Source organism: Phycicoccus sp. HDW14 (assembly GCF_011383005.1).
Classification (GTDB): domain Bacteria; phylum Actinomycetota; class Actinomycetes; order Actinomycetales; family Dermatophilaceae; genus Phycicoccus.
Genome location: NZ_CP049935.1, coordinates 819493 through 839067, shown reverse-complemented (window position 1 = coordinate 839067; position 19575 = coordinate 819493). Strand labels below are relative to the sequence as shown.

The 19575-nt window shown below is 72.7% G+C and carries 19 protein-coding genes, 1 tRNA gene, 1 pseudogene and 1 riboswitch; of the genes and pseudogenes, 5 read left to right on the top strand and 16 right to left on the bottom strand.

Annotated elements, in window-relative coordinates; all coding sequences use genetic code 11:
* Positions 1 to 18 precede the first annotated feature (18 nt).
* Positions 19 to 132, bottom strand: a riboswitch (SAM riboswitch).
* 85 nt (positions 133 to 217) lie between these two features.
* The 8 genes from G7075_RS04140 to G7075_RS04110 all read right to left on the bottom strand — a co-directional run bounded on the left by G7075_RS04140 (position 218) and on the right by G7075_RS04110 (position 9967).
* Entirely contained in the window at positions 218 to 1870 is a 1653-nt protein-coding gene (locus G7075_RS04140; protein WP_166119139.1) for an amidohydrolase, read from the bottom strand.
* On the bottom strand, positions 1870 to 2751 hold the full coding sequence (locus G7075_RS04135; protein ID WP_166119136.1) for an ABC transporter permease: 882 nt from the start codon (positions 2749 to 2751) through the stop codon (positions 1870 to 1872). The genes G7075_RS04140 and G7075_RS04135 overlap by 1 nt, the downstream gene beginning before the upstream one ends.
* A complete protein-coding gene (locus G7075_RS20765; RefSeq protein ID WP_240917881.1) occupies positions 2748 to 3317 on the bottom strand; it encodes an ABC transporter permease in 570 nt (189 codons plus the stop codon). Before G7075_RS20765 ends, G7075_RS04135 begins: the two co-directional genes overlap by 4 nt.
* Complete coding sequence (locus tag G7075_RS20760; protein WP_240917880.1) at positions 3266 to 3583, bottom strand: hypothetical protein; 318 nt, start codon at positions 3581 to 3583, stop codon at positions 3266 to 3268. Before G7075_RS20760 ends, G7075_RS20765 begins: the two co-directional genes overlap by 52 nt.
* Before the next feature lie 75 nt (positions 3584 to 3658).
* On the bottom strand, positions 3659 to 4705 hold the full coding sequence (locus tag G7075_RS04125) for a spermidine/putrescine ABC transporter substrate-binding protein (RefSeq protein WP_371814175.1): 1047 nt from the start codon (positions 4703 to 4705) through the stop codon (positions 3659 to 3661).
* A 198-nt stretch (positions 4706 to 4903) separates the two neighbouring features.
* Positions 4904 to 6073, bottom strand: a complete 1170-nt coding sequence (locus tag G7075_RS04120) for an ABC transporter ATP-binding protein (protein ID WP_240917879.1) — start codon at positions 6071 to 6073, stop codon at positions 4904 to 4906.
* A gap of 129 nt (positions 6074 to 6202) precedes the next feature.
* Complete coding sequence (gene leuS / locus G7075_RS04115) at positions 6203 to 9106, bottom strand: leucine--tRNA ligase (RefSeq protein ID WP_166124211.1); 2904 nt, start codon at positions 9104 to 9106, stop codon at positions 6203 to 6205.
* 213 nt (positions 9107 to 9319) lie between these two features.
* Positions 9320 to 9967 (bottom strand): lysoplasmalogenase family protein, encoded by a 648-nt coding sequence (locus G7075_RS04110; RefSeq protein ID WP_166119134.1) that lies wholly within the window; start codon positions 9965 to 9967, stop codon positions 9320 to 9322.
* Positions 9968 to 10387: 420 nt separating this feature from the next.
* Between G7075_RS04110 and G7075_RS04105 the strand changes: the two genes are divergently transcribed.
* Positions 10388 to 11119, top strand: coding sequence for a MarR family winged helix-turn-helix transcriptional regulator (locus G7075_RS04105; protein WP_166119131.1), 732 nt, complete (start codon positions 10388 to 10390; stop codon positions 11117 to 11119).
* On the opposite strand, the gene G7075_RS20755 is transcribed toward G7075_RS04105, so the two are convergent.
* Positions 11024 to 11476 (bottom strand): hypothetical protein, encoded by a 453-nt coding sequence (locus G7075_RS20755; RefSeq protein ID WP_240917878.1) that lies wholly within the window; start codon positions 11474 to 11476, stop codon positions 11024 to 11026. The genes G7075_RS04105 and G7075_RS20755 overlap by 96 nt on opposite strands.
* A gap of 53 nt (positions 11477 to 11529) precedes the next feature.
* Positions 11530 to 12495 (bottom strand): NAD(P)/FAD-dependent oxidoreductase, encoded by a 966-nt coding sequence (locus tag G7075_RS20750; RefSeq protein WP_240917877.1) that lies wholly within the window; start codon positions 12493 to 12495, stop codon positions 11530 to 11532.
* Between the two features lie 79 nt (positions 12496 to 12574).
* Between G7075_RS20750 and G7075_RS04095 the strand changes: the two genes are divergently transcribed.
* From G7075_RS04095 to G7075_RS04085, 4 genes are all read left to right on the top strand, one after another.
* Positions 12575 to 13075 carry a glutathione peroxidase gene (locus G7075_RS04095; protein ID WP_166119128.1) on the top strand — a complete coding sequence of 167 codons (501 nt, stop codon included), beginning with the start codon at positions 12575 to 12577 and terminating at the stop codon, positions 13073 to 13075.
* On the top strand, positions 13072 to 13413 hold the full coding sequence (locus tag G7075_RS20745; protein WP_240917876.1) for a hypothetical protein: 342 nt from the start codon (positions 13072 to 13074) through the stop codon (positions 13411 to 13413). Before G7075_RS04095 ends, G7075_RS20745 begins: the two co-directional genes overlap by 4 nt.
* Before the next feature lie 116 nt (positions 13414 to 13529).
* Complete coding sequence (locus G7075_RS20740) at positions 13530 to 14216, top strand: metallophosphoesterase (protein ID WP_240917875.1); 687 nt, start codon at positions 13530 to 13532, stop codon at positions 14214 to 14216.
* A 7-nt stretch (positions 14217 to 14223) separates the two neighbouring features.
* Positions 14224 to 14829, top strand: coding sequence for a DNA-3-methyladenine glycosylase I (locus G7075_RS04085; protein WP_166119126.1), 606 nt, complete (start codon positions 14224 to 14226; stop codon positions 14827 to 14829).
* A 79-nt stretch (positions 14830 to 14908) separates the two neighbouring features.
* Here the strand turns inward: G7075_RS04085 and katG are convergent.
* From katG to nadD, 6 genes and pseudogenes are all read right to left on the bottom strand, one after another.
* Positions 14909 to 17106 (bottom strand): annotated as a pseudogene (katG, locus tag G7075_RS04080) (catalase/peroxidase HPI).
* Between the two features lie 81 nt (positions 17107 to 17187).
* Positions 17188 to 17568: a Fur family transcriptional regulator gene (locus G7075_RS04075; RefSeq protein ID WP_305849806.1), complete on the bottom strand. Its 381-nt coding sequence runs from the start codon at positions 17566 to 17568 to the stop codon at positions 17188 to 17190.
* A gap of 249 nt (positions 17569 to 17817) precedes the next feature.
* A tRNA-Ala gene (locus tag G7075_RS04070) sits at positions 17818 to 17890 on the bottom strand.
* Positions 17891 to 17955: 65 nt separating this feature from the next.
* Entirely contained in the window at positions 17956 to 18615 is a 660-nt protein-coding gene (locus tag G7075_RS04065; RefSeq protein ID WP_166119123.1) for a histidine phosphatase family protein, read from the bottom strand.
* On the bottom strand, positions 18612 to 18992 hold the full coding sequence (rsfS, locus tag G7075_RS04060) for a ribosome silencing factor (RefSeq protein WP_166119120.1): 381 nt from the start codon (positions 18990 to 18992) through the stop codon (positions 18612 to 18614). The genes G7075_RS04065 and rsfS overlap by 4 nt, the downstream gene beginning before the upstream one ends.
* Positions 18989 to 19558, bottom strand: coding sequence for a nicotinate-nucleotide adenylyltransferase (nadD, locus tag G7075_RS04055; RefSeq protein WP_240918112.1), 570 nt, complete (start codon positions 19556 to 19558; stop codon positions 18989 to 18991). Before nadD ends, rsfS begins: the two co-directional genes overlap by 4 nt.
* Positions 19559 to 19575: the final 17 nt, after the last annotated feature.

Genomic DNA, 19575 nt, shown 5'->3' with positions numbered 1-19575 from the left:
CTCGGCGTTCGTCCCGGGATCCCGCGCTTGCCGACGCCACTGCGGCGCCGACCAGGTCGTCACCCGGGGCACCCCACCGCGGAGGAGGGTTGCCGGCCAGCGAGCCGGGGCTTGTCACTGGCACTCATGACCTACGCCGACGAGTGTGGCAAGCGACCTCGGCGCCCGTCATCCGGTATCCACGACCCGAGACGAACGGCGGAGGAGGCCGGGCCGTTCAGGCGTCGGCGGCGGCGAACACCTGTCGGCCCTCGACGAACGTCCGCAGCACCCGGGTGTCGCCGATCTCCTCGGGCGGATGGGCGAACGGGTCGCGGTCGAGGACGGCGAGGTCGGCCAGCGCCCCGACCCGGACAGTGCCGGTGTCGTCGAGCCGGTTCACGTGGGCCGAGCCGGCCGTGTACGCCGTGAGGGCGCTTGCGAGGTCGAGGCGCTGCTCGGGCAGGAAGACCGGGTGCTCGGGCTCGCCCTCGCGGTGCGCCTGCGGGATCTGCCGGGTCACCGCGACGTGGATGGCCGCCAACGGGTCGGCGGTCGAGACCGCCCAGTCCGAGCCCATCGCGAGCGTCGCGCCGGAGCGCAGCAGGTCGCCGAACGGGTACTGCCACGAGCTGCGCGGCTCGCCGAGGAAGGGCAGGGTCAGCTCGACCATCTGCGCCTCGAGGGCCGCCCAGAACGCCTGGAGGTTCGCGACCACCCCGAGCTCGCGGAATCGCGGGACGTCGTCGGGGTGCACGACCTGCAGGTGGGCGACGTGGTGCCGGGCGTCGCGCCGGCCGTTCGCTCGCAGCGCCGCCTCCACGGCGTCGAGGCACTCGCGCACCGCGCGGTCGCCGATCGCGTGGAAGTGCAGCTGGAAGCCCTCGGCGTCGAGCGCCACGGCGGCGGCCCCGAGCACCTCCGGCGGGACGAACGAGATGCCCGAGTTGTCGGTGCGGTGCCCGTGCCCGTCGCAGTACGGCTCGGTCATCGCCGCGGTGAAGTTCTCGGCGACCCCGTCCTGCATGATCTTGATGCTCGTCGGCCGGAACCGGCTGCTCGTCAGGGTGGCCCGCCGCTCGACGAGCTCGGGCACCTGCTCCAGCCCGCGCCCCCGGTCCCACCAGAGGGCCCCGACGACCCGGCCGGTGAGCGAGCCCGCGGCGTCGGCCGCCCGGTACGCGACGGCGGGGTCCCATCCGTCGCCGTAGTCGCCGATGATCGCGTCCTGCCAGGCGGTGACCCCGAGGGAGTGCAGGTGCGCCTGGGCCAGCAGCAGCCCCTCGACCTGCTCGGCCTCGGTGGTCGGTGGGACCAGCCGCCCGACGAGGGCCATCGCCCCCTCGTGGAGGGTGCCGGTGGGGTGCCCGTCGGCGTCGCGCTCGATCCGGCCGTCGCGCGGGTCGGGGGTGTCGCGGTCGATGCCGGCCAGCCGCAGCGCCGCGCTGTTCACCCACGCGCCGTGCCCGTCGCGGTTCGGCAGGTAGACCGGCCGGTCGGCGACGACGGTGTCGAGGGCCGCCGCGGTGGGCGTGCCGCCGGGGAAGGCCGGCATCGACCACCCGGCCCCGAGGACCCACGGCACCTCGGGGTGGGAGCGGGCGTACTCCCCCACCCGCTCGAGGTACTGCGCGGAGGTGAAGAGGTCGGAGAGGTCGCAGCGCAGCATGTCGACGCCCGCCCACACCGGGTGGACGTGGGCGTCCTGGAACCCGGGCACGAGCATCCGGCCCGCGAGGTCGACCCGCTCGGTGCCGGGACCCGCGAGGTCGAGCACCTCGTCGTGACCCACCGCGACGATGCGCCCGTCCTCGACGGCGACGGCCGTGGGTCGGGCCCGCACCGCCCCCGCCGTGAAGACCGGTCCGCCGGAGAAGATCGTGTCGACCATCAGCCACCTCCCATGGTGCGTGCGATGTCGGTGGCCGAGTCGCCGGAGCGCTTGAGGACGACGGCGACGAGGGCCAGGGCGAGCAGGGTGAGGACGAGCATCACCGTCGAGACGGCGGCGATCTCGGGTCGCAGGCCGGAGCGCAGGGCCGACAGGACGTAGACCGGCCAGGGCGTCGAGCCCGACACCTGGACGAACGCCGAGACGATGGTGTTGTCGAGGCTCAGCGTGAAGGAGAGCAGGAACCCGGCGAGCACGGCCGGCATGGCGAGCGGGACGGTGACCCGGCGGAAGGTGCGCCCGGGCGGGGCGTAGAGGTCGCCCGAGGCCTCCTCGAGCGACTCGTCGAGGCCGACCAGCCGGGCCCGGACGATGTAGCTGACCACCGCCGTCGAGAAGAGGGAGTGCCCGACGACCAGCCGGACGATCCCGCCGTTGAACACCGACAGCCCGGCGTCCTGGCCGAGGAAGACCAGCCACGGCAGGAGCGAGACGGCGTCGACGATCTCGGGCGTCACCGAGACGAGCAGCAGCAGCCCGATGAACCAGTACGCCCAGCGGCCCGGGCGGCGGGCGAGGGCGACCCCGGCCATCGTGCCGAGGAGGGTCGCGAGCAGCGAGGACAGCACGGCGACCTGGAGCGAGACCGTCACGGCACTGCGGATGGCCGGGCGCTCGACGAGGGCGCGGAAGGACCCGAACCCGAAGTGGTCCCAGGCGATGAGCAGTCGCCCCTCGTTGAACGAGTAGATGACGACCACGACGATCGGCGCGAAGAGGAAGGCCAGGACGAGGAACCCGCCGACCCTGAGCAGCCGGTCGGTCCACGACCGCGGCCGGGGGTTGCGCGGCGGCGGGTCGAGGCGGGCAGGAGCGCTCACGGCGCCTCCTCGAGGACGAGCCGGTGCCGTGAGCGCAGCGGCAGCCCGGCGAGCCACACGAGCGCGGCGATGACCGCCACCGTCACCGCGATGACGAGGATGAGCACGACGGCCATCGCCGACCCCAGCGCCCAGTTCTGCGCGGTCTGGAACTGGCTGGCCACGAGCTGTCCGACCATGTTGCCGCGCGCCCCGCCGAGCACCGTGGCGGTGACGTAGTCGCCCATGAGCGGGATGAACACGAGCACCGTGCCGGCGATGATGCCCGGCCGGGCGAGCGGGAGCGTGACGCGCGTGAAGGTGCGCCAGCGGTTGGCCCCGAGGTCCTTGCTCGCCTCGCGCAGCGGCGCACCGACCCGGTCGAAGGCGACGAAGAGCGGCAGGATCATCAGCGGCAGGTAGTTGTAGACGACCCCGATGAGCACGGCGGTGCGCGTGTAGAGCAGCTCGAGGGGCGCGTCCGTGAGGTGCAGGGTCTGCAGCAGCGCCGACAGCCAGCCCTCCGGGGCGAGGATCACCTGCCACCCGATGGTGCGGACGAGGAAGTTGGTCCAGTACGGCACCATGACGAGCGCGACGAGCAGCCCGCGGCGGCTGGGGGCGCCTTGACCGCCATCCAGTAGGCCGTCGGCAGCCCGATGAGCAGGCACAGCGACGTGCCGGCGACACCGACCCACAGGGTGTTCTGGAAGGTCGCGAAGAAGGTGGGCGACAACGCCTCCCGGTACCTGTCGAGCGACAGCACGTCGTTGGCGTGCGTGCCGAACAGTCCCGGCTTGTAGCCGAAGCTGAACCAGACGACGGTGCCGATCGGCACGACGAAGAAGAGCACCAGCCACAGCCCGGCCGGCAGGGCCAGGGTGAAGCGCGGGGCCCGCAGCCGGGGGCCGCGGTGCCCGGGGGCGCGTCAGGCACCCGCGGCCGCCTTGGCCTTGTTCCAGATGTCGACGGTGCGCTGCTGGGCCTCGTTGACCTCGCCGGTCTTCATCGTCGCGATCTGCTCGGGCGTGAAGAAGACCATGTCGAGCATCTCGAGGCCGGCCTTCTCGGCGGCGGGCTGGATGTCCTTCGCGCCCGTGTGGTACCCGATGTAGTCGACGTTCTTCAGCTGGTTCTCGGGCGTCAGCACGTAGTCGATGAACGCGTGCGCGGCCTCGGGGTGCGGGGCGCCGGCGGCGATCGCCCAGTTGTCCATCCACAGCTCGGTGGTGGGCGAGCCGAGCACCCACTTCCACTTCTCCGGCTGCTTGCTGTTCTGGATCCCGATGCGCGCGTCGCCGTTCCACACCTGCATCAGCCAGTGCGAGCTCTGCGGGATGGCCTGGCCGCCGGGGTAGGAGTCGAAGGCCGAGACGTGGGGGGCGAGGGTCTCGACGACGAACTTCTCGGCGGCGTCGATGTTCTTCGCGTCCGTCGTGTTCCAGTCGATCCCGTGGGACCAGTAGTAGATCCCGGTGAGCTCGGCGGGGTCGTCGAGCAGCGAGACCTTGCCGCTCGCCTCCTTGGTCGCGGCGTCGACGAAGTCGGTCCAGGTCTTCAGCTCGCGGGTGATCTTGGTCTTGTCGTAGACGAAGCCGGTGGTGCCCCACGCCTTGCAGATCGAGTAGTTGTTCGCGGGGTCCCACGCCTGGCCGAGGAAGGCGGGGTCCATGTGCTGGAGGTTGGGCACGAGCGCCTTGTTGATCGGTGCCAGCAGGCCGTTCTGCACCATCTGCGGGATGAACGCGCCGGTGGGCACGACGATGTCGTAGCCGCCGGTGCCCTTGCTCGCGACGAGCTTGGAGATGAGCTCCTCGTTGGAGTTGAAGGAGTCCGTGGTGATCGCCGGCCCCTTGGCCTTGGTGAACGCCTCGAGCACCTCGGGGGCGTCGTAGTCGCCCCACGAGTACATCGACAGGGCGTTCTCGATCGGCCCACCGGTGGCCACCTGTGAGGGCGGCGCGGCCGTCGGCACCGACGTGGCGTTGCCGCCCTGACCGCTGCCTCCCCGCCGCCGCAGGCCGACAGCAACCCCGCGCCACCGACCGTCGTCGCGAGGCCGAGGAGGTTGCGGCGGGTCAGCTCGCGACGGATGCGGGGGACGGCGGAGGCGTGGGCGAGGACGCGCAGCGGCTGGTCGGGGACGGTCATGGTGGTTCCTCTCCGGGGCTGGTCAACCGGCCTGCTGGTCGGGGACGGACGTGGGCGGGGGTGCCGAGTGGGCGCCCTCCTGGGGGAAGACGTGCACGTGCTCGGCGCTCCAGCGGCACCAGACGGTGTCGCCGACGGCCAGGCGCGGAGCATCCGGGGTGGGACGACGGACCACGAGCGGCTGGCGGTCACCGACGTCGACGAGGAACTGCCGCGTCTCCCCCTGGTGGGCGAGCCCGATGACGGTGCCGCGCAGCGAGTTCTCGCTCGTGCCGTGCGGCTCGTCGGTCGTCAGCTCGATGAACTCGGGCCGCACGGCCACCCGGACGAGCCCGCCGGTCGCCACCTCGGTGGCGCGGCTGGTGCGGACCCGGCCGAGGTCGGTGTCGACCGCACCGACACCGGTCACCCGGCCCTCGAGGAAGTTCTGCTGGCCGACGAACCCCGCGACGTAGGCCGACGCCGGCGAGGAGTAGATGGTGTCGGCGTCGGCGAGCTGCTCGACCCGGCCCTCGCGCATGATGGCGATCCGGTCGCTCATCGAGAGCGCCTCGCCCTGGTCGTGGGTGACGAAGACGAAGCTGATGCCGAGGCGGCTCTGGAGCAGCTTGAGCTCGACCTGCATCTCCTCGCGGAGCTGGCGGTCCAGGGCCCCGAGGGGCTCGTCGAGGAGCAGCACCGACGGCCGGTTCACGAGGGCGCGGGCCAGGGCCACGCGCTGCTGCTGGCCGCCGGAGAGCTGGGTGGGCCGGCGGTTCGCGTAGGTCCGCATCTGGACCATGTCGAGGGCCTCGACCACCTTCTCCCGGATCTCCGCCTTCGGCGTGCGGCGCTGCTCGAGCCCGTACGCGACGTTCTCGGCGACCGACATGTGCGGGAAGAGGGCGTAGGCCTGGAACACGGTGTTGACGTGCCGCTTGTGGGGCGGGACGCCGAGCACGCTGCGGCCGTCGACGAGGATGTCGCCGGTGTCGGGGTGCTCGAAGCCCGCGATCATCCGCAGGGTCGTCGTCTTCCCGCAGCCCGAGGGGCCGAGGAGGGAGAGGAACTCGCCCCGGTGCACCGTGAGGCTGAGGTCGTCGACCGCGGCGACGTCGCCGTAGAACCGGCTGACCCGGGTGAGGACGACGGCGTCGGCGTCGGTGTCGGCCTCGGGGGTCGACCGGTGGGTCTCGTCGGGCGCGATCGTCACGTGTCGGCTCCTCGTACGGGTTCCGAGGATTCAACCCGACGACAGCGCCGTTCGCAACGGTTGTCCGTGACGATCGTGTTTCGATCCGTGGGCCGGCGTGCTACCGACCCACGGATTCCGCAGCAGCCATCAGGCGGGCACGACGTTGACGAGCTTCGGCGCCCGGACGATCACCGTGCGCACGCCGTTCTCGAGGCTGGCCTGCACCTTGGGGCTGGCCAGCGCGAGCTCGCGCAGGGCGTCCTCGGTGATGTCGCTCGGCACCTCGAGGCGGTCCTTGACCTTGCCCTTGACCTGGACGACGCAGGTGACCGTCTCGTCGACGAGCAGCGAGGGGTCGGCCACCGGGAAGTCGGCGTGGACGACCGAGTCCTCGTGTCCCAGACGGCTCCACAGCTCCTCGGCGATGTGCGGAGCCAGCGGCGCGACCATGAGGACGATCTGCTCGGCGGCGTGCCGGGGCACCCCGCCCTCGAGCTTGGTCAGCGCGTTGTTCAGCTCGGTGAGCCGGGCGATGGCGGTGTTGAACCCGAGGCCGGCGTAGTCGGTGCGGACGGCGTCGATGGTGCGGTGCAGCACCCGTGTCGTGGCGTCGTCGAGCGGGGCGTCGACAACGACCACCTCGCCCGTCTCCTCGTCGATGACGTTGCGCCACAACCGCTGCAGGAACCGCTGGCTGCCGACGACCGCCCGGGTGTCCCACGGCTTGCTCTGCTCGAGCGGGCCGAGGCCCATCTCGTAGAGCCGGAAGGTGTCGGCACCGAACGCGGCGTACATCTCGTCCGGGCTGACCATGTTCTTCAGGGACTTGCCGATCTTGCCGAACTCGCGCGTGACCGGCCGGCCCTCGTGGGTGAAGCCGCCGTCCTCGGCCTCCTGCACCTCCTTGGCCTCGACCGGCTGCCCGCGGTCGTCGCGGTAGGCCGCGGCCTGGATGTAGCCCTGGCTGAAGTACGTGCGGAACGGCTCGTCACTGCTCAGGTGGCCGAGGTCGTGGAGGACCTTGTGCCAGAACCGGGCGTAGAGCAGGTGCAGCACGGCGTGCTCGACCCCGCCGACGTAGAGGTCGACACCGCCGGGGTCGCGGGTGCCGGGGGCGGCGCCGGCCACGGGCTCGTCGCGCGGGCCCATCCAGTACGCCTCGTTCTCGGGGTCGACGAGCGCGGCGGCGTTCGCCGGGTCGAGGTAGCGCAGGTAGTACCAGCACGAGCCGGCCCAGTTGGGCATCGTGTTGGTCTCGCGACGGAAGCGGCGGGTGCCCTTGCCGTCGCCGAGGTCGAGCTCGACGTGCACCCACTCGTCGACGCGCGAGAGCGGCGGCTCGGGCTCGCTACTCGCGTCGTCGGGGTCGTAGGTCTTGGGGCTGTAGTCGGGCACCTCGGGCAGCTCGACGGGCAGCATCGACTCGGCAACGGCGTGCGCGACGCCGTCCTCGTCGAAGAGCACGGGGAACGGCTCGCCCCAGTAGCGCTGCCGGCTGAACAGCCAGTCGCGCAGCTTGTAGCTGACCGTCTCGTCGCCGGCTCCCTTCTCCTGCAACCAGGCCGTCATCCGCGCCTTGGCCTCGGGGACGTCGAGGCCGTCGAGGCTCAGCGCGTCGTTGCTGGAGTTGATGGCCGGGCCGCTGCCGGTGAACGCGGTGTCCGGGTCGTGGCCCTCGTCGGGCTGCACGGTGCGGATCTTCGGCAGGTCGAAGGCGGTCGCGAAGTCCCAGTCGCGCTCGTCCTGGCCGGGGACGGCCATGATCGCGCCGGTGCCGTAGCCCATGAGGACGTAGTCGGCGACGAACACCGGGATGCGGGTGCCGGTGACCGGGTTGGTCGCCCAGCCGCCGGTGAAGACACCGGTCTTGTCCTTGCCCTCGGTCTGGCGCTCGACGTCGCTCTTGCGCGAGGCGGCGCGGCGGTAGGCCGCGACGGCCTCGGCGGGCGTGGCGGCGCCGCCGGTCCAGGCGTCCTTCGTGCCCTCGGGCCAGCCGCCGGCGGGCACGAGCTCGTCGACGAGCGGGTGCTCGGGCGCCAGCACCATGAAGGTCGCGCCGAAGAGGGTGTCGGGGCGGGTGGTGAAGACCTCGATGCCCGCGGCCTCGGGGCGGTCGGCGACGGGGAAGGTCACGCGCGCACCGTGGCTGCGACCGATCCAGTTGCGCTGCATGATGCGGACCTTCTCGGGCCAGTCGACCCGGTCGAGGTCGTCGGCGAGGCGGTCGGCGTAGGAGGTGATGCGCATCATCCACTGGCGCAGGTTGCGCTTGAAGACGGGGAAGTTGCCGCGCTCGGACCGGCCGTCGTTGGTGACCTCCTCGTTGGAGAGCACGGTGCCCAGGCCGGGGCACCAGTTGACGGGGGCCTCGGACGTGTAGGCCAGCCGCTGCGCGTCGAGGATTCCGGCGCGCTCGACGTCGGAGAGGTCGTCCCAGCCGCGGCCGTCTTCGTTCGGCAGCGCGCGGGCACCGCTGCGGTACTGCTCGACCAGCTCCGCGATGGGGCGGGCGCGGCCGAGCCCGCCGTCGGGGCGCACCGCCTCGGTGTCGTACCAGGAGTTGAAGATCTGCAGGAAGATCCACTGCGTCCAGCGGTAGTAGTCCGGGTCGATCGTCCGGATGGAGCGGCGGTCGTCGTGGCCCAGCCCGAGACGGCGCAGCTGGCGCGCCATGATGACGATGTTGTCCTCGGTGGTCTTGCGCGGGTGCTGGCCGGTCTGCACCGCGTACTGCTCGGCCGGCAGCCCGAAGGCGTCGTAGCCCAGGCAGTGCAGGACGTTCTTGCCGAGCATCCGGTTGAAGCGGGCGAAGACGTCGGTGGCGATGTAGCCGAGCGGGTGGCCGACGTGCAGGCCGGCGCCGCTCGGGTAGGGAAACATGTCGAGGACGAGGAGGTGACCCTCGGGGTGTGCGGCGACGCCCTCGGGGTCGGCCCACGGTCCGGCGGGGTTCGGCGCGTGGTAGGTGCCGCGCTCGGCCCAGCGGTCCTGCCAGGCGACCTCGATCTGCCCGGCCAGCTCGGCGGTGTAGCGGTGCGGGGTCTCGCTCATCTCGTCCTCGTCGTCGTCGTGTCCTGCGGCCATGAAAAAACCCCTCGCACAGGAGGGGTCGCCGCGCGGGCCGTCGGGCCGGCGCGGCTAGGTAAGGAGCAGGAACCTCGTCACGCGCTCAGGGTACCGCAGCGGGCCGGGCGGGCGGCGGGGCATCCGGTGGACGCCGGCGTGCCCGAGGCCGCGGGAGACCATCCGGCGGCCGGTGCCGGCTCAGGCGGCGAGGCGCAGGACGCCGACGAGCAGGAGGGCCTGCGCGAGGTGGTAGGTGACGATGACGGTCAGGCGCGTCCAGCGTCGCTCGGCCACGAACCTGCCGAGCGCCAGGGCCGTGTCGCTGACGACGAAGAGCGTGGCGCCGAGCCCGACGAGCAGGCTGCCCGTCGCCCAGCCCAGCACGGCGGTGGCGCCGATGACGAGCATGTAGGCGGCGACGGCGAGGCCCAGCCCCCGGCCCCCGCTGCGGGTCGCGGCGGGCAGGATGCGTCGGCCCACGACGAGGGCGACGGCGACGACGGCCGCGCCGAGGCCGCCGAGCGCGGGACGCTCCAGGCCGGCGGCGACGAAGGCGGCGAGCCACGCGAGGTGGCCGAGGAGGAAGGCGCCGAGGCCGCCGAGGAAGCGGGCCTCGCCGTCGTCGAGGAGCAGGACGTCGCCGACGAGCCCGAGCGCGAGCGCCGCGAGGACCCAGCCGAGGAGGGACGGAGGTCCGCCGAGGAGGACGGCGAGTACCACCAGGCCCGCGAGCACGGCCGGCTTGGCCCAGCGCTCGACGAGCGGGCGGCGCGTGGCGACCGCCCACCAGTCGGCTCCCGCCGCGACGGCGACCGCGACGGCGACGAGGGGCACGGCGACGCTCACGCGCGCATCCTGCCACCGCTCCCGGTGGGACGGATGCGGTGGCGTGGGACCCCGCGGCCTCCCCAGAAGGTAGGTGGTGTCTCCAGAGATCCAGTCGCCGCGACTGCAATCCCTCCTTCCGCGACAGGTATCCCTCCTCGAGTGACCGGGATACCTCCCCCGGCGTCAGGGATCCCTCCTCGGGCGACCGGTATACCTCCCCCGGCGTCAGAGATCCCTCCTCGGATGACAGGGATCCCGGTCGCAGCGACTGGATCTCGGGACGACACACCATGCTCCCGGTGGGCCGGCTCACCGGGCATTGCGGCGTGCCGCGCCCGGGGGTAGAGCAACCCAGCTCCACCGCGGCGCTGTGGATGACGCGGGCGAGATGACCTCACGTCGGGGCAGGATCACCTCATCCGCCGGAGGGAGCCGCCGATGACCACAGGAACACCCGAGCCATCGCGCCGCCGGTCGCCGTCCTGGACCCGCCGGCGCGGCATCCCGGAGAGCGAGGCGCAGGAGCACTCCCCGTGGCTCCGCCTCCACGAGCACCTTGCGGTTCGTCATGGCATCCGGGCCGACCTCCCGCGTCGCTGGGAACGACCGCTGCCGGACGACCCCCGCAACCTTCCTGCCCTGCTCCGCCAGGCCAGCGCCCAGGTCGACCGCGAGCTCTCCCGGGCGCTCCCCGAGTCGGCTCGCGGCCTCACTCCCCTTGCCGTCGACGCCCTGCGCCGGCTGCGGGAGAAGCCCTCGTCCGGCGTCAACCTCGCCGAGTACCTCGTGCTCTCCGAACGCAGGGTCAGCCGGCTCCTCCTCGGGCTCGAGGGTGCGGGACTCGTCAGCCGTGAGCCCGGGTGGCTCGACCTGCGCACGCGACGCACCGAGATCACCGAGCACGGACGCGTCGTGCTCGGTGCGATCGAACAGGAGCTCCGCGAGCTCACCGCCATCTGGCTGGAGGGCCTTGAGCCGGAGGAGGTCGACGCCCTCCTCCACCTCCTGCACGCCCTGTCCGACCGGCCGCCCTCGCGCCAGCGCCGAGGGCCGCGCCGCCGGCTGCCGGCACGGTCAGCGCAGCTCCAGCACCCCGTCGTCGATGCGGCCGAGGCGGGTGACGGCCAGGTCGTAAACGTAGCTCTGCACCACCCGCCACGGTCGGCGTGAGCCCTGGCGCGGCAGCAGGTGCTCGCCGCGCCGGACGTAGCCGGACGTCAGGTCGAGCAGCGGCCGGTCATCCCCGCCCGACCCGTCCCACCGCGGCGTCGCCACGGACAGCCCGTGCCGGTCGAGGTGCTGCAGCAGGTGGCAGACCCAGCGCGCGGTGAGGTCGGCGCGCAGCGTCCAGCTGGCGTTCGTGTACCCCACCGACAGGGCGAGGTTCGGCACCCCGGACAGCATGCAGCCCTTGTAGACGTGGGTGCCCGCGAGGTCGACCGGCGACCCGTCGACCACCACCTCCGCTCCCCCGCCGACCTCGAGGCGCAGCCCGGTGGCGGTCACGACGACGTCGGCCGGCAGCACTGAGCCCCCAGCCAGGCGAACCCCCGACGGCTCGAACCCCTCGATCTGCGCCGTCACCACCTCGGCCGAGCCGTCGGCCAGGACGTCGAGCAGGTCGCCGTCGGGCGCGACGCAGACGCGCTGGTCCCACGGGTCGTAGCGCGGGTTGAAGTGCGTGTCGACGGGATACCCCTCCGGCAGCCGCTCGACCAGCCGCCGACGCAGCAGGCGCCGCCCACCCTCGGGAAGCGCCGCAGCGCCTGGTAGCTGACGCTGGACAGCGCCACGTTCTTGGCCCGCACCAGCGAGTGCGCGGCGCGCCCCGGCAGCACCCGCCGCAGGCCGTCGGCCACGACGTCGCGGTTCGGCAGCGCCGCGACGTAGCTCGGCGAGCGCTGGAGCATCGTCACGTGCGCCGCCCCGGCGGCCACCAGCGCCGGCACGAGGGTGATGGCGGTCGCCCCGCTGCCGACCACGACGAACCGCCGCCCGGCGACCTCCAAGTCGTGCGGCCAGTGCTGCGGGTGCACCACCTCGCCGGTGAACGACTCCTGGCGCGGGAACTCGACCACGTGACCGGAGTCGTACGCGTAGTAGCCGGTCGCGACGTGCACGAACCGCGCCCGGTGCTCGAGCACCTCCCCGGAGTCCGTCCGGGCCGTCACCGTCCAGCGGGAGTCCTCGCTCGACCACGCCAGCCGGGTCACCCGCTGCCCGAGGTGGGTCCGCTCGGTGACCCCGTGCTCGTCGGCCGTGTCGCGCACGTACCGGAGGATCTCCTCGGCCGAGGCGATGGAGGTCGCCCCGCGCCAGGGGCGGAACGGGAACCCGAGGGTGTACATGTCCGAGTCGGAGCGGATGCCCGGGTAGCGGAAGAGGTCCCAGGTGCCGCCGGTCGCCGACCGGGCCTCGAGGACCGCCCACGTCAGGTCGGGGCAGTGCATCGCGAGACGGCAGGCGGTGTCGATGCCGGAGATGCCCGCCCCGACCACGAGCACGTCGACGTCGAGGGGCGGCGGGGCCATCGGGTCGTGGGGCACGGCCACAGGCTATGCCGGGCCCGTCGAGGGTCCTCGCCCGAGGAGCAGCCCCGTCAGGACGCCGTGCGACGATGACGCCATGACCACCCTCTCCGACTTCTCCGCGACGACCCTCACCGGCCAGGAGCGCTCCCTCTCCGACTACTCCGGTGATGTCGTCCTCGTCGTCAACACCGCCAGCAAGTGCGGGTTCACCCCGCAGCTCGAGGGCCTGGAGTCCCTCTACGAGGAGCTCAAGGACGAGGGCTTCACCGTGCTCGGCTTCCCCTGCAACCAGTTCGGCGGTCAGGAGCCCGGCACCGAGGAGGAGATCGGCGAGTTCTGCCAGATGAACTACGGCGTCACCTTCCCGATGTTCGCCAAGGTCGACGTCAACGGCGACGACGCCCACCCCCTCTTCGAGTGGCTGAAGTCCGAGAAGAAGGGCCTGCTCGGCGGACGCATCAAGTGGAACTTCACGAAGTTCCTCGTCGCCCGCGACGGCACGGTCATCGAGCGCTACGCCCCCAACACCGAGCCCAAGGACATCACCGCCGACGCGCGCGCCGCGCTGGCCGCCGGGGCGACCGCCGAGGGATGAGCACCCTCGCGGCCCTCGTGCCGATCGGCGTCTTCGCGCTCTTCCTCCTCTTCGTCTGGCACCGGCTCGCCGTCGCACCCCGCTGGGGTCGGCGCTGGGTGCCGTGGGTCGTGGCCGTCGTCCTCGCCGCGCTGCTCGCCGCAGCGCTCGAGGGCTTCGACGTCTGGGGCGCGGCGTGGAGCCCCGACACCATGCGCCCGGTCGCGTGGACCGGCCAGGCCTTCCTCGCCACCTGCCTCTACCTGTTCATCGGGCTCGTGCCACTGGCCGTGGTCAGCGGCCTCGTGGCGCTGTTCCGCTGGCGCCACGACCGGGGCGGGCCGGCCGGCGCCGCCTGAACCGGGTCGCTGCGCCGCTCGTCGCCGCCCTCGCCGTCGCGGTCACCGGCTACGGAGCGGTCGAGGCCGCCCGTCCCACGGTCACCCCGCTGGAGGTCGCCTCGCCCCAGCTCCCCGTGCAGCTCGACGGGGCCAGGGTCGCGCTGCTCACCGACCTGCACGCCGGGGCGGTGCGCAGCTCCGGCTTCACCCGCCGGGTCGTCGACCTCGTCAACGCCCAGCGCCCCGACGTGGTGCTCATCGCCGGCGACCTCGTCGACGGGTACGCCGAGCGCTATGCCCAGGAGATCGCCCCGCTCGCCGACCTCGAGGCGCCCCTCGGCGTCTTCGTCACCACGGGCAACCACGAGATGTACCGCGACACCGCCAACTGGGTCAGCGCCTTCGAGGACCTCGGCCTGACGGTGCTCAAGAACAGCGCGGTCCCCCTCGAGCGCGACGGCGCGAGCATCACCCTCGCCGGCGTCCACGACTACTCGGGCGGAGGCGCGTTCGTCCCCGACTACGACGCTGCGCTCGACGGCACCGACCCCGCCGGCTACACGCTCCTGATGGCCCACCAGCCGCGCCAGGTCCTCGCGGTCGAGGGACGTGGCGTCGACCTCCAGGTCTCCGGCCACACGCACGGCGGGCAGATGTGGCCGCTGCGCCACCTCGTCCCGCTGCAGCAGCCGATGGTCGACGGTCTTGCCACGGTCGGCGACGTCCCCGTGGTCACGTCGCGGGGCGCGGGCGCGTGGGGGCCGGCCATCCGGGTGCTCGCACCCCCGGAGGTACCGATCATCACGCTGAGGCGGGGGTGACGCGCCGGTGAGCGACTCCGGGCTCGTCGTCGGCGACGACGGTCTCGCCCGACCCACTTGGGCGGCCACCGACCCGTTGCTGCGCGCGTACTACGACACCGAGTGGGGGATGCCGGTGCGCGACGAGCGCGGCGTGTTCGAGCGGCTCTCGCTCGAGGCCTTCCAGTCCGGGCTGTCGTGGGCGACCATCCTGCGCAAGCGGCCGGCCTTCCGGGAGGCGTTCGACGGCTTCGACCCCGAGGCCGTCGCCCGCTACGACGACCGCGACGTCGCCCGCCTGATGGCCGACGCCGGCATCGTCCGCAACCGCGCCAAGGTCCTCGCGACGATCACCAACGCCGGGGCCACCCTCGCCCTGCGCGAGGACCCGGACGGCGACCTGGCCGCGTTCGTCTGGTCCTTCCGGCCGGCCGACACGCCCCGACCGCACTCCCACGACGACGTCCCGACCACCTCCCCCGAGTCACTGGCGTTGTCGAAGGCGTTGAAGCGCAAGGGCTTCGCCTTCGTCGGACCGACGACGATGTACGCCCTCATGGAGGCCCTCGGCATCGTCGACACCCACCTGCTCGGCAGCCACCGCCGTGGCAGCAGCGGGGTCTGGCCCGGCTGAGCAGGCCACTCCCCCAGCGACGCCCGCGGCCCGGCTCCCCACACGGGGAGCCGGGCCGCGGACGTCGGAGGTCAGCGCCTCACTGGTGCAGGTCGAACCGGTCGTTCTCCATGACCTTGACCCACGCCGCGACGAAGTCGTCGACGAAGCGCTGCTCGCCGTCGGCGCTGCCGTAGACCTCGCTGATGGCGCGCAGCTGGGCGTGCGAGCCGAGGACGAGCTCGACGGCCGTGGCCTTCCAGCCACCCTCGCTGCTGTCGTAGACGTTCGCGGTGTCCACGGACGTCGACCACGTGACCCCGGGCCGCAGGACGGCGGCGAGGACGTCGTTGGTCAGCTGCCCGGGACGCTCGGTGAGCACACCGACGCTCGAGCCGCCGTGCGTGGCCCCGATGGCCCGCAGGCCACCGACGAGCACGACGAGCTGCGGCGCGGTGAGGCCGAGCATGTTGGCCCGGTCGAGCAGGAGGCCCTCGGGAGCCACCTTCTCGCCCTGGCGCAGGTAGCCGCGGAAACCGTCGGCGCGCGGCTCGAGGTAGGAGAAGGACTCGACGTCGGTCATCTCCTGCGTCGCGTCGGTGCGACCCGGCGTGAACGGCACGGTGACCTCGTGGCCGGCGGCGCGTGCCGCCTGCTCGACGCCGGCGGACCCGCCGAGCACGATGAGGTCGGCGAGCGAGACGGTGCGCCCGCCCCGGCCGTCGAAGTCGGCCTTGACCCGGCCGAGCACCTCGAGGACCGAGGTCAGCTCGGCCGGCTCGTTGGCCTCCCACGAGCGCTGGGGCTCGAGGGCGATCCGGGCCCCGTTGGCGCCACCGCGCATGTCGGTCCTGCGGAAGCTGGCCGCCGAGGCCCACGCCGTCTTGACGAGCTGCTGGACGGTCAGCCCGGAGTCGAGCAGGGCCGCCTTGAGCTCGGTGACGTCGGCGTCGGTGAGGGGCTCGCCCTCGGCCGCCGGCACGGGGTCCTGCCACGGCTGGGCCTCGGGCACCCACGGGCCGAGGAAGCGCTCGACCGGACCCATGTCGCGGTGGAGCAGCTTGTACCAGGCCTTGGCGAAGGCCAGCCGGAACTCCTCGGGGTTCTCGTGGAAGCGCTTCGAGATCTCGAGGTAGGCCGGGTCGGTGCGCAGCGCGAGGTCGGTCGTGAGCATCGTCGGCGGCCGGGTGAGCGAGCCGTCCTCGGGGTCGGGGACGGTGTTCGCGCCGGCGCCGTCCTTCGGCTGCCACTGGTGGGCCCCGGCCGGGCTCTTGGTCAGCTCCCACTCGAAGCCGAAGAGGTTGTCGAAGAACTTGTTCGACCACTGGGTCGGCGTCTGGGTCCAGGTGACCTCGAGGCCGGAGGTGATGGCGTCGCGGCCCTTGCCGGTGCCGTACTCGCTCTTCCAGCCCAGCCCCATCGAGTGCACGGGCAGCCCTCGGGCTCGGTGCCGACGAGGTCGGGGTCACCGGCGCCGTGGGTCTTGCCGAAGGTGTGACCGCCGGCGATGAGCGCGACGGTCTCCTCGTCGTCCATCGCCATCCGCTTGAACGTCTCGCGGATGTCGCGGGCCGCCTTGAGCGGGTCGGGCTCGCCGTTGGGGCCCTCGGGGTTGACGTAGATCAGGCCCATCTGGACCGCGCCGAGGGGGTTGGACAGGTCGCGGTCACCGCTGTAGCGCTCGTCGCCGAGCCAGGTGTCCTCGGCGCCCCAGTTGACCTCCTCGGGCTCCCAGACGTCCGGGCGGCCGAACGCGAAGCCGAAGGTCTCGAAGCCCATGTCCTCGAGCGCGACGTTGCCGGCGAGCACGAGCAGGTCGGCCCAGGAGACGGCCTGGCCGTACTTCTGCTTGACCGGCCACAGCAGCCGGCGGGCCTTGTCGAGGTTGGCGTTGTCGGGCCAGGAGTTGAGCGGGGCGAACCGCTGCTGGCCCCGACCGCCACCACCGCGGCCGTCCTCGACCCGGTAGGTGCCGGCGGAGTGCCAGCTCATCCGGATGAAGAGCGGGCCGTAGTGGCCGTAGTCGGCGGGCCACCAGTCCTGCGAGGTGCGCATCACCTGGACGAGGTCGGCCTTGAGGGCGTCGACGTCGAGGCCGGCGAAGGCCTGCGGGTAGTCGAAGGAGGCACCGAGCGGGTTGGCCTTCTCGCTGTTCGTGTGCAGGACCGAGAGGTCGAGCTGGTTGGGCCACCAGTCCTGGTTCGTGCGGGGCCGGGTGCCCTTGGGGGTCGGGGAGTCGATCGCCGGGTTCTCGCTCTCGCTGCCCTCGGCGGTCACACCGTGCTGCTGGTCGGTCACGTGGGTCCATCTCCTTCTCGGTGGTGCGTGCGGTCTGGGGTCGGGGGGTGTCAGGGGTCGGATGCGTCAGGGTCGGCTGCGTCAGGGGGTCGTCGCGGCGAGGCACTGCGGGCAGCGCCCCCAGTAGACGACCTCGGCCTCGTCGAGCGCGAAGCCGTGGGCGTCGGACGGGTGGAGGCAGGGGGTCTCGCCGACGGCGCAGTCGACGTCGGCCACGACGCCGCAGCCGCGGCACACGACGTGGTGGTGGTTGTCGCCCACGCGGGCCTCGTAGCGGGTGGCCGAGCCGGCGGGCTGGATGGCACGGACGAGTCCGGCGTCGGTGAGGGTGTGCAGGGAGTCGTAGACGGCCTGGTGCGACACCGCCGGAAGCGGCTCGCGCACGACGCGCAGCAGGGTCGCGGTGTCGGCGTGCGGGTGGTCGTGGACGGCCGCGAGCACCTCGAGGCGGGGACGCGTCACGCGGAGTCCGGCGGCACGCAGGAGCTGCGCGGGCCCTCGTCTCGAACCATGGCTCCACCCTGTCGTCTTGTCTTGAATCCGTCAAGACAAGACGGTTCCGCACCGTGGAACATCCGGCGAACGCCCGGCTCCGTGCGACCTGCGCGGCTGCGCGTGCGCTGGCACCCGGACCCCCGCACCTCGCCGGGAGCAGAGCCCGGGAACGACGCAGGGCCCGGCGAAAAACGTGCCGGGCCCTGCGTCGTGCGGTGGAGCTGAGGGGATTCGAACCCCTGACCCCCTCCATGCCATGGAGGTGCGCTACCAACTGCGCTACAGCCCCGAGTGGGAGACCCCGAAGGGGCGACGGCGAGTCTACAGACGGCCTGCCGCTCCCCCAAATCGACCTCAGGGCGGCATCGTGGGGTCGGGGGCCGACAGCCCCGCGGAGGTGTTCCAGGTCCGCAGCCGCCACCCCTCGCGCCCCTCGGAGAGCTCGCCCCAGCAGCAGTTGCCGAGCCCGCCGAGCACCCGCCAGGCGGTCGGCTGGTCGAGCCCGAGCAGCCATCCGACGGCCGCCCGCCCCGCCGCTCCGTGCGTCGACACGACGAGGCACTCCCCCGGCCCGAGGCCCTCGAGGTGCTCCCCCACGGCCTCGGCGACCCGGGCCACGACGTCGGCCATCGTCTCGCCGTCACCGCCGCGGGGCACGTCCTCGCCGCGCAGCACGGCGGCCCGCTCGTCCGGCCACCCCTCGGCGACCTGGACGTTGGTCAGCCCCTGCCATCCCCCGGCGTGGATCTCGCGCAGCCGGGCATCCTCGAGCAGCGGCACGCCGGCCGCCGACGCCACCGCCTCGCCGGTGCGTCGGGCGCGCTGGAGGTCGGAGGTGACGACGCGCACCGGCCCGAGCGCGGCGACGGCGGGCCCGGCCAGCGCCGCCTGCCGTTCCCCGCGCTCCGAGAGCGGGGTGTCGAGCTGGCCCTGCCAGATGCCCGCCGCGTTGTGCGTCGTCTCACCGTGGCGCAGGACGACGACGCGGCGCGGGCCGACGGCCTCCGGGGTCACCGACCGCCCTGCTCGGTGCCGACGACGCCCAGGTCGAGCGCCGGGCAGTCCTTCCAGAGCCGCTCGAGCTCGTAGAACTCGCGCTCCTCGTCGTGCTGCACGTGCACGACGATGTCGCCGAAGTCGATGAGCACCCAGCGGCCCTCGCGCTGTCCCTCACGGCGGATGGGCTTGGAGCCGAGGGCGCGCAGGACGTCCTCGACCTCGTCGACGATCGACCCCACCTGCCGCTCGGACTCGGCCGAGACGATGACGAAGACGTCGGTCAGCGCGAGCTGGTCGGACACGTCGATGGCGGTGATGGTGGTCGCGAGCTTGTCGGACGCGGCGGTGGCCGCGGCGCGGGCGAGCTCGAGGGCCCTGTCGGTGGCTGTCACGGTGCTCCTCGGTAGAGGTGGTGCTTGGAGATGTACTGGACGACGCCGTCGGGCACGAGGTACCAGACCGGCTCGCCGGCCCGCACCCGCTCCCGGCAGTCGGTGGAGGAGATGGCCATCGCGGGGACCTCCTGGAGGGTGACCCGGTCGGCCGGCAGCCCGAGCTCGCTGAGCACGTAGCCGGGCCGGGTGACGCCGACGAAGTGCGCGAGGTCCCAGAGCTCGTCGGCGTCCTTCCACGACAGGATCTGGGCCAGGGCGTCGGCGCCGGTGATGAAGAACAGCTCGGCGTCGGGACGCTGGGCCCGCAGGTCGCGCAGGGTGTCGACGGTGTAGGTGAGGCCCTCGCGGTCGATGTCGACCCGCGAGACGGTGAAGCGCGGGTTGGAGGCCGTCGCGACGACGGTCATGAGGTACCGGTGCTCGGCGGGCGAGACCTCCCGCTCCTCCTTCTGCCACGGCTGCCCGGTGGGGACGAAGACGACCTCGTCCAGCCCGAGCAGCGCCTGGACCTCGGAGGCGGCGACGAGGTGGCCGTGGTGGACGGGGTCGAAGGTCCCGCCCATCACCCCGAGGCGCACCG

Coding starts and splice junctions, on each gene's coding strand:
- G7075_RS04095 (WP_166119128.1), top strand. CDS start 12,575: ATGACCACCCTCTCCGACTTCTCCGCGACGACCCTCACCGGCCAGGAG.
- nadD (WP_240918112.1), bottom strand. CDS start 19,558: ATGGGCGGGACCTTCGACCCCGTCCACCACGGCCACCTCGTCGCCGCC.
- leuS (WP_166124211.1), bottom strand. CDS start 9,106: ATGAGCGAGACCCCGCACCGCTACACCGCCGAGCTGGCCGGGCAGATC.
- G7075_RS20765 (WP_240917881.1), bottom strand. CDS start 3,317: ATGGTGCCGTACTGGACCAACTTCCTCGTCCGCACCATCGGGTGGCAG.
- G7075_RS20745 (WP_240917876.1), top strand. CDS start 13,072: ATGAGCACCCTCGCGGCCCTCGTGCCGATCGGCGTCTTCGCGCTCTTC.
- G7075_RS04140 (WP_166119139.1), bottom strand. CDS start 1,870: ATGGTCGACACGATCTTCTCCGGCGGACCGGTCTTCACGGCGGGGGCG.
- G7075_RS04105 (WP_166119131.1), top strand. CDS start 10,388: ATGACCACAGGAACACCCGAGCCATCGCGCCGCCGGTCGCCGTCCTGG.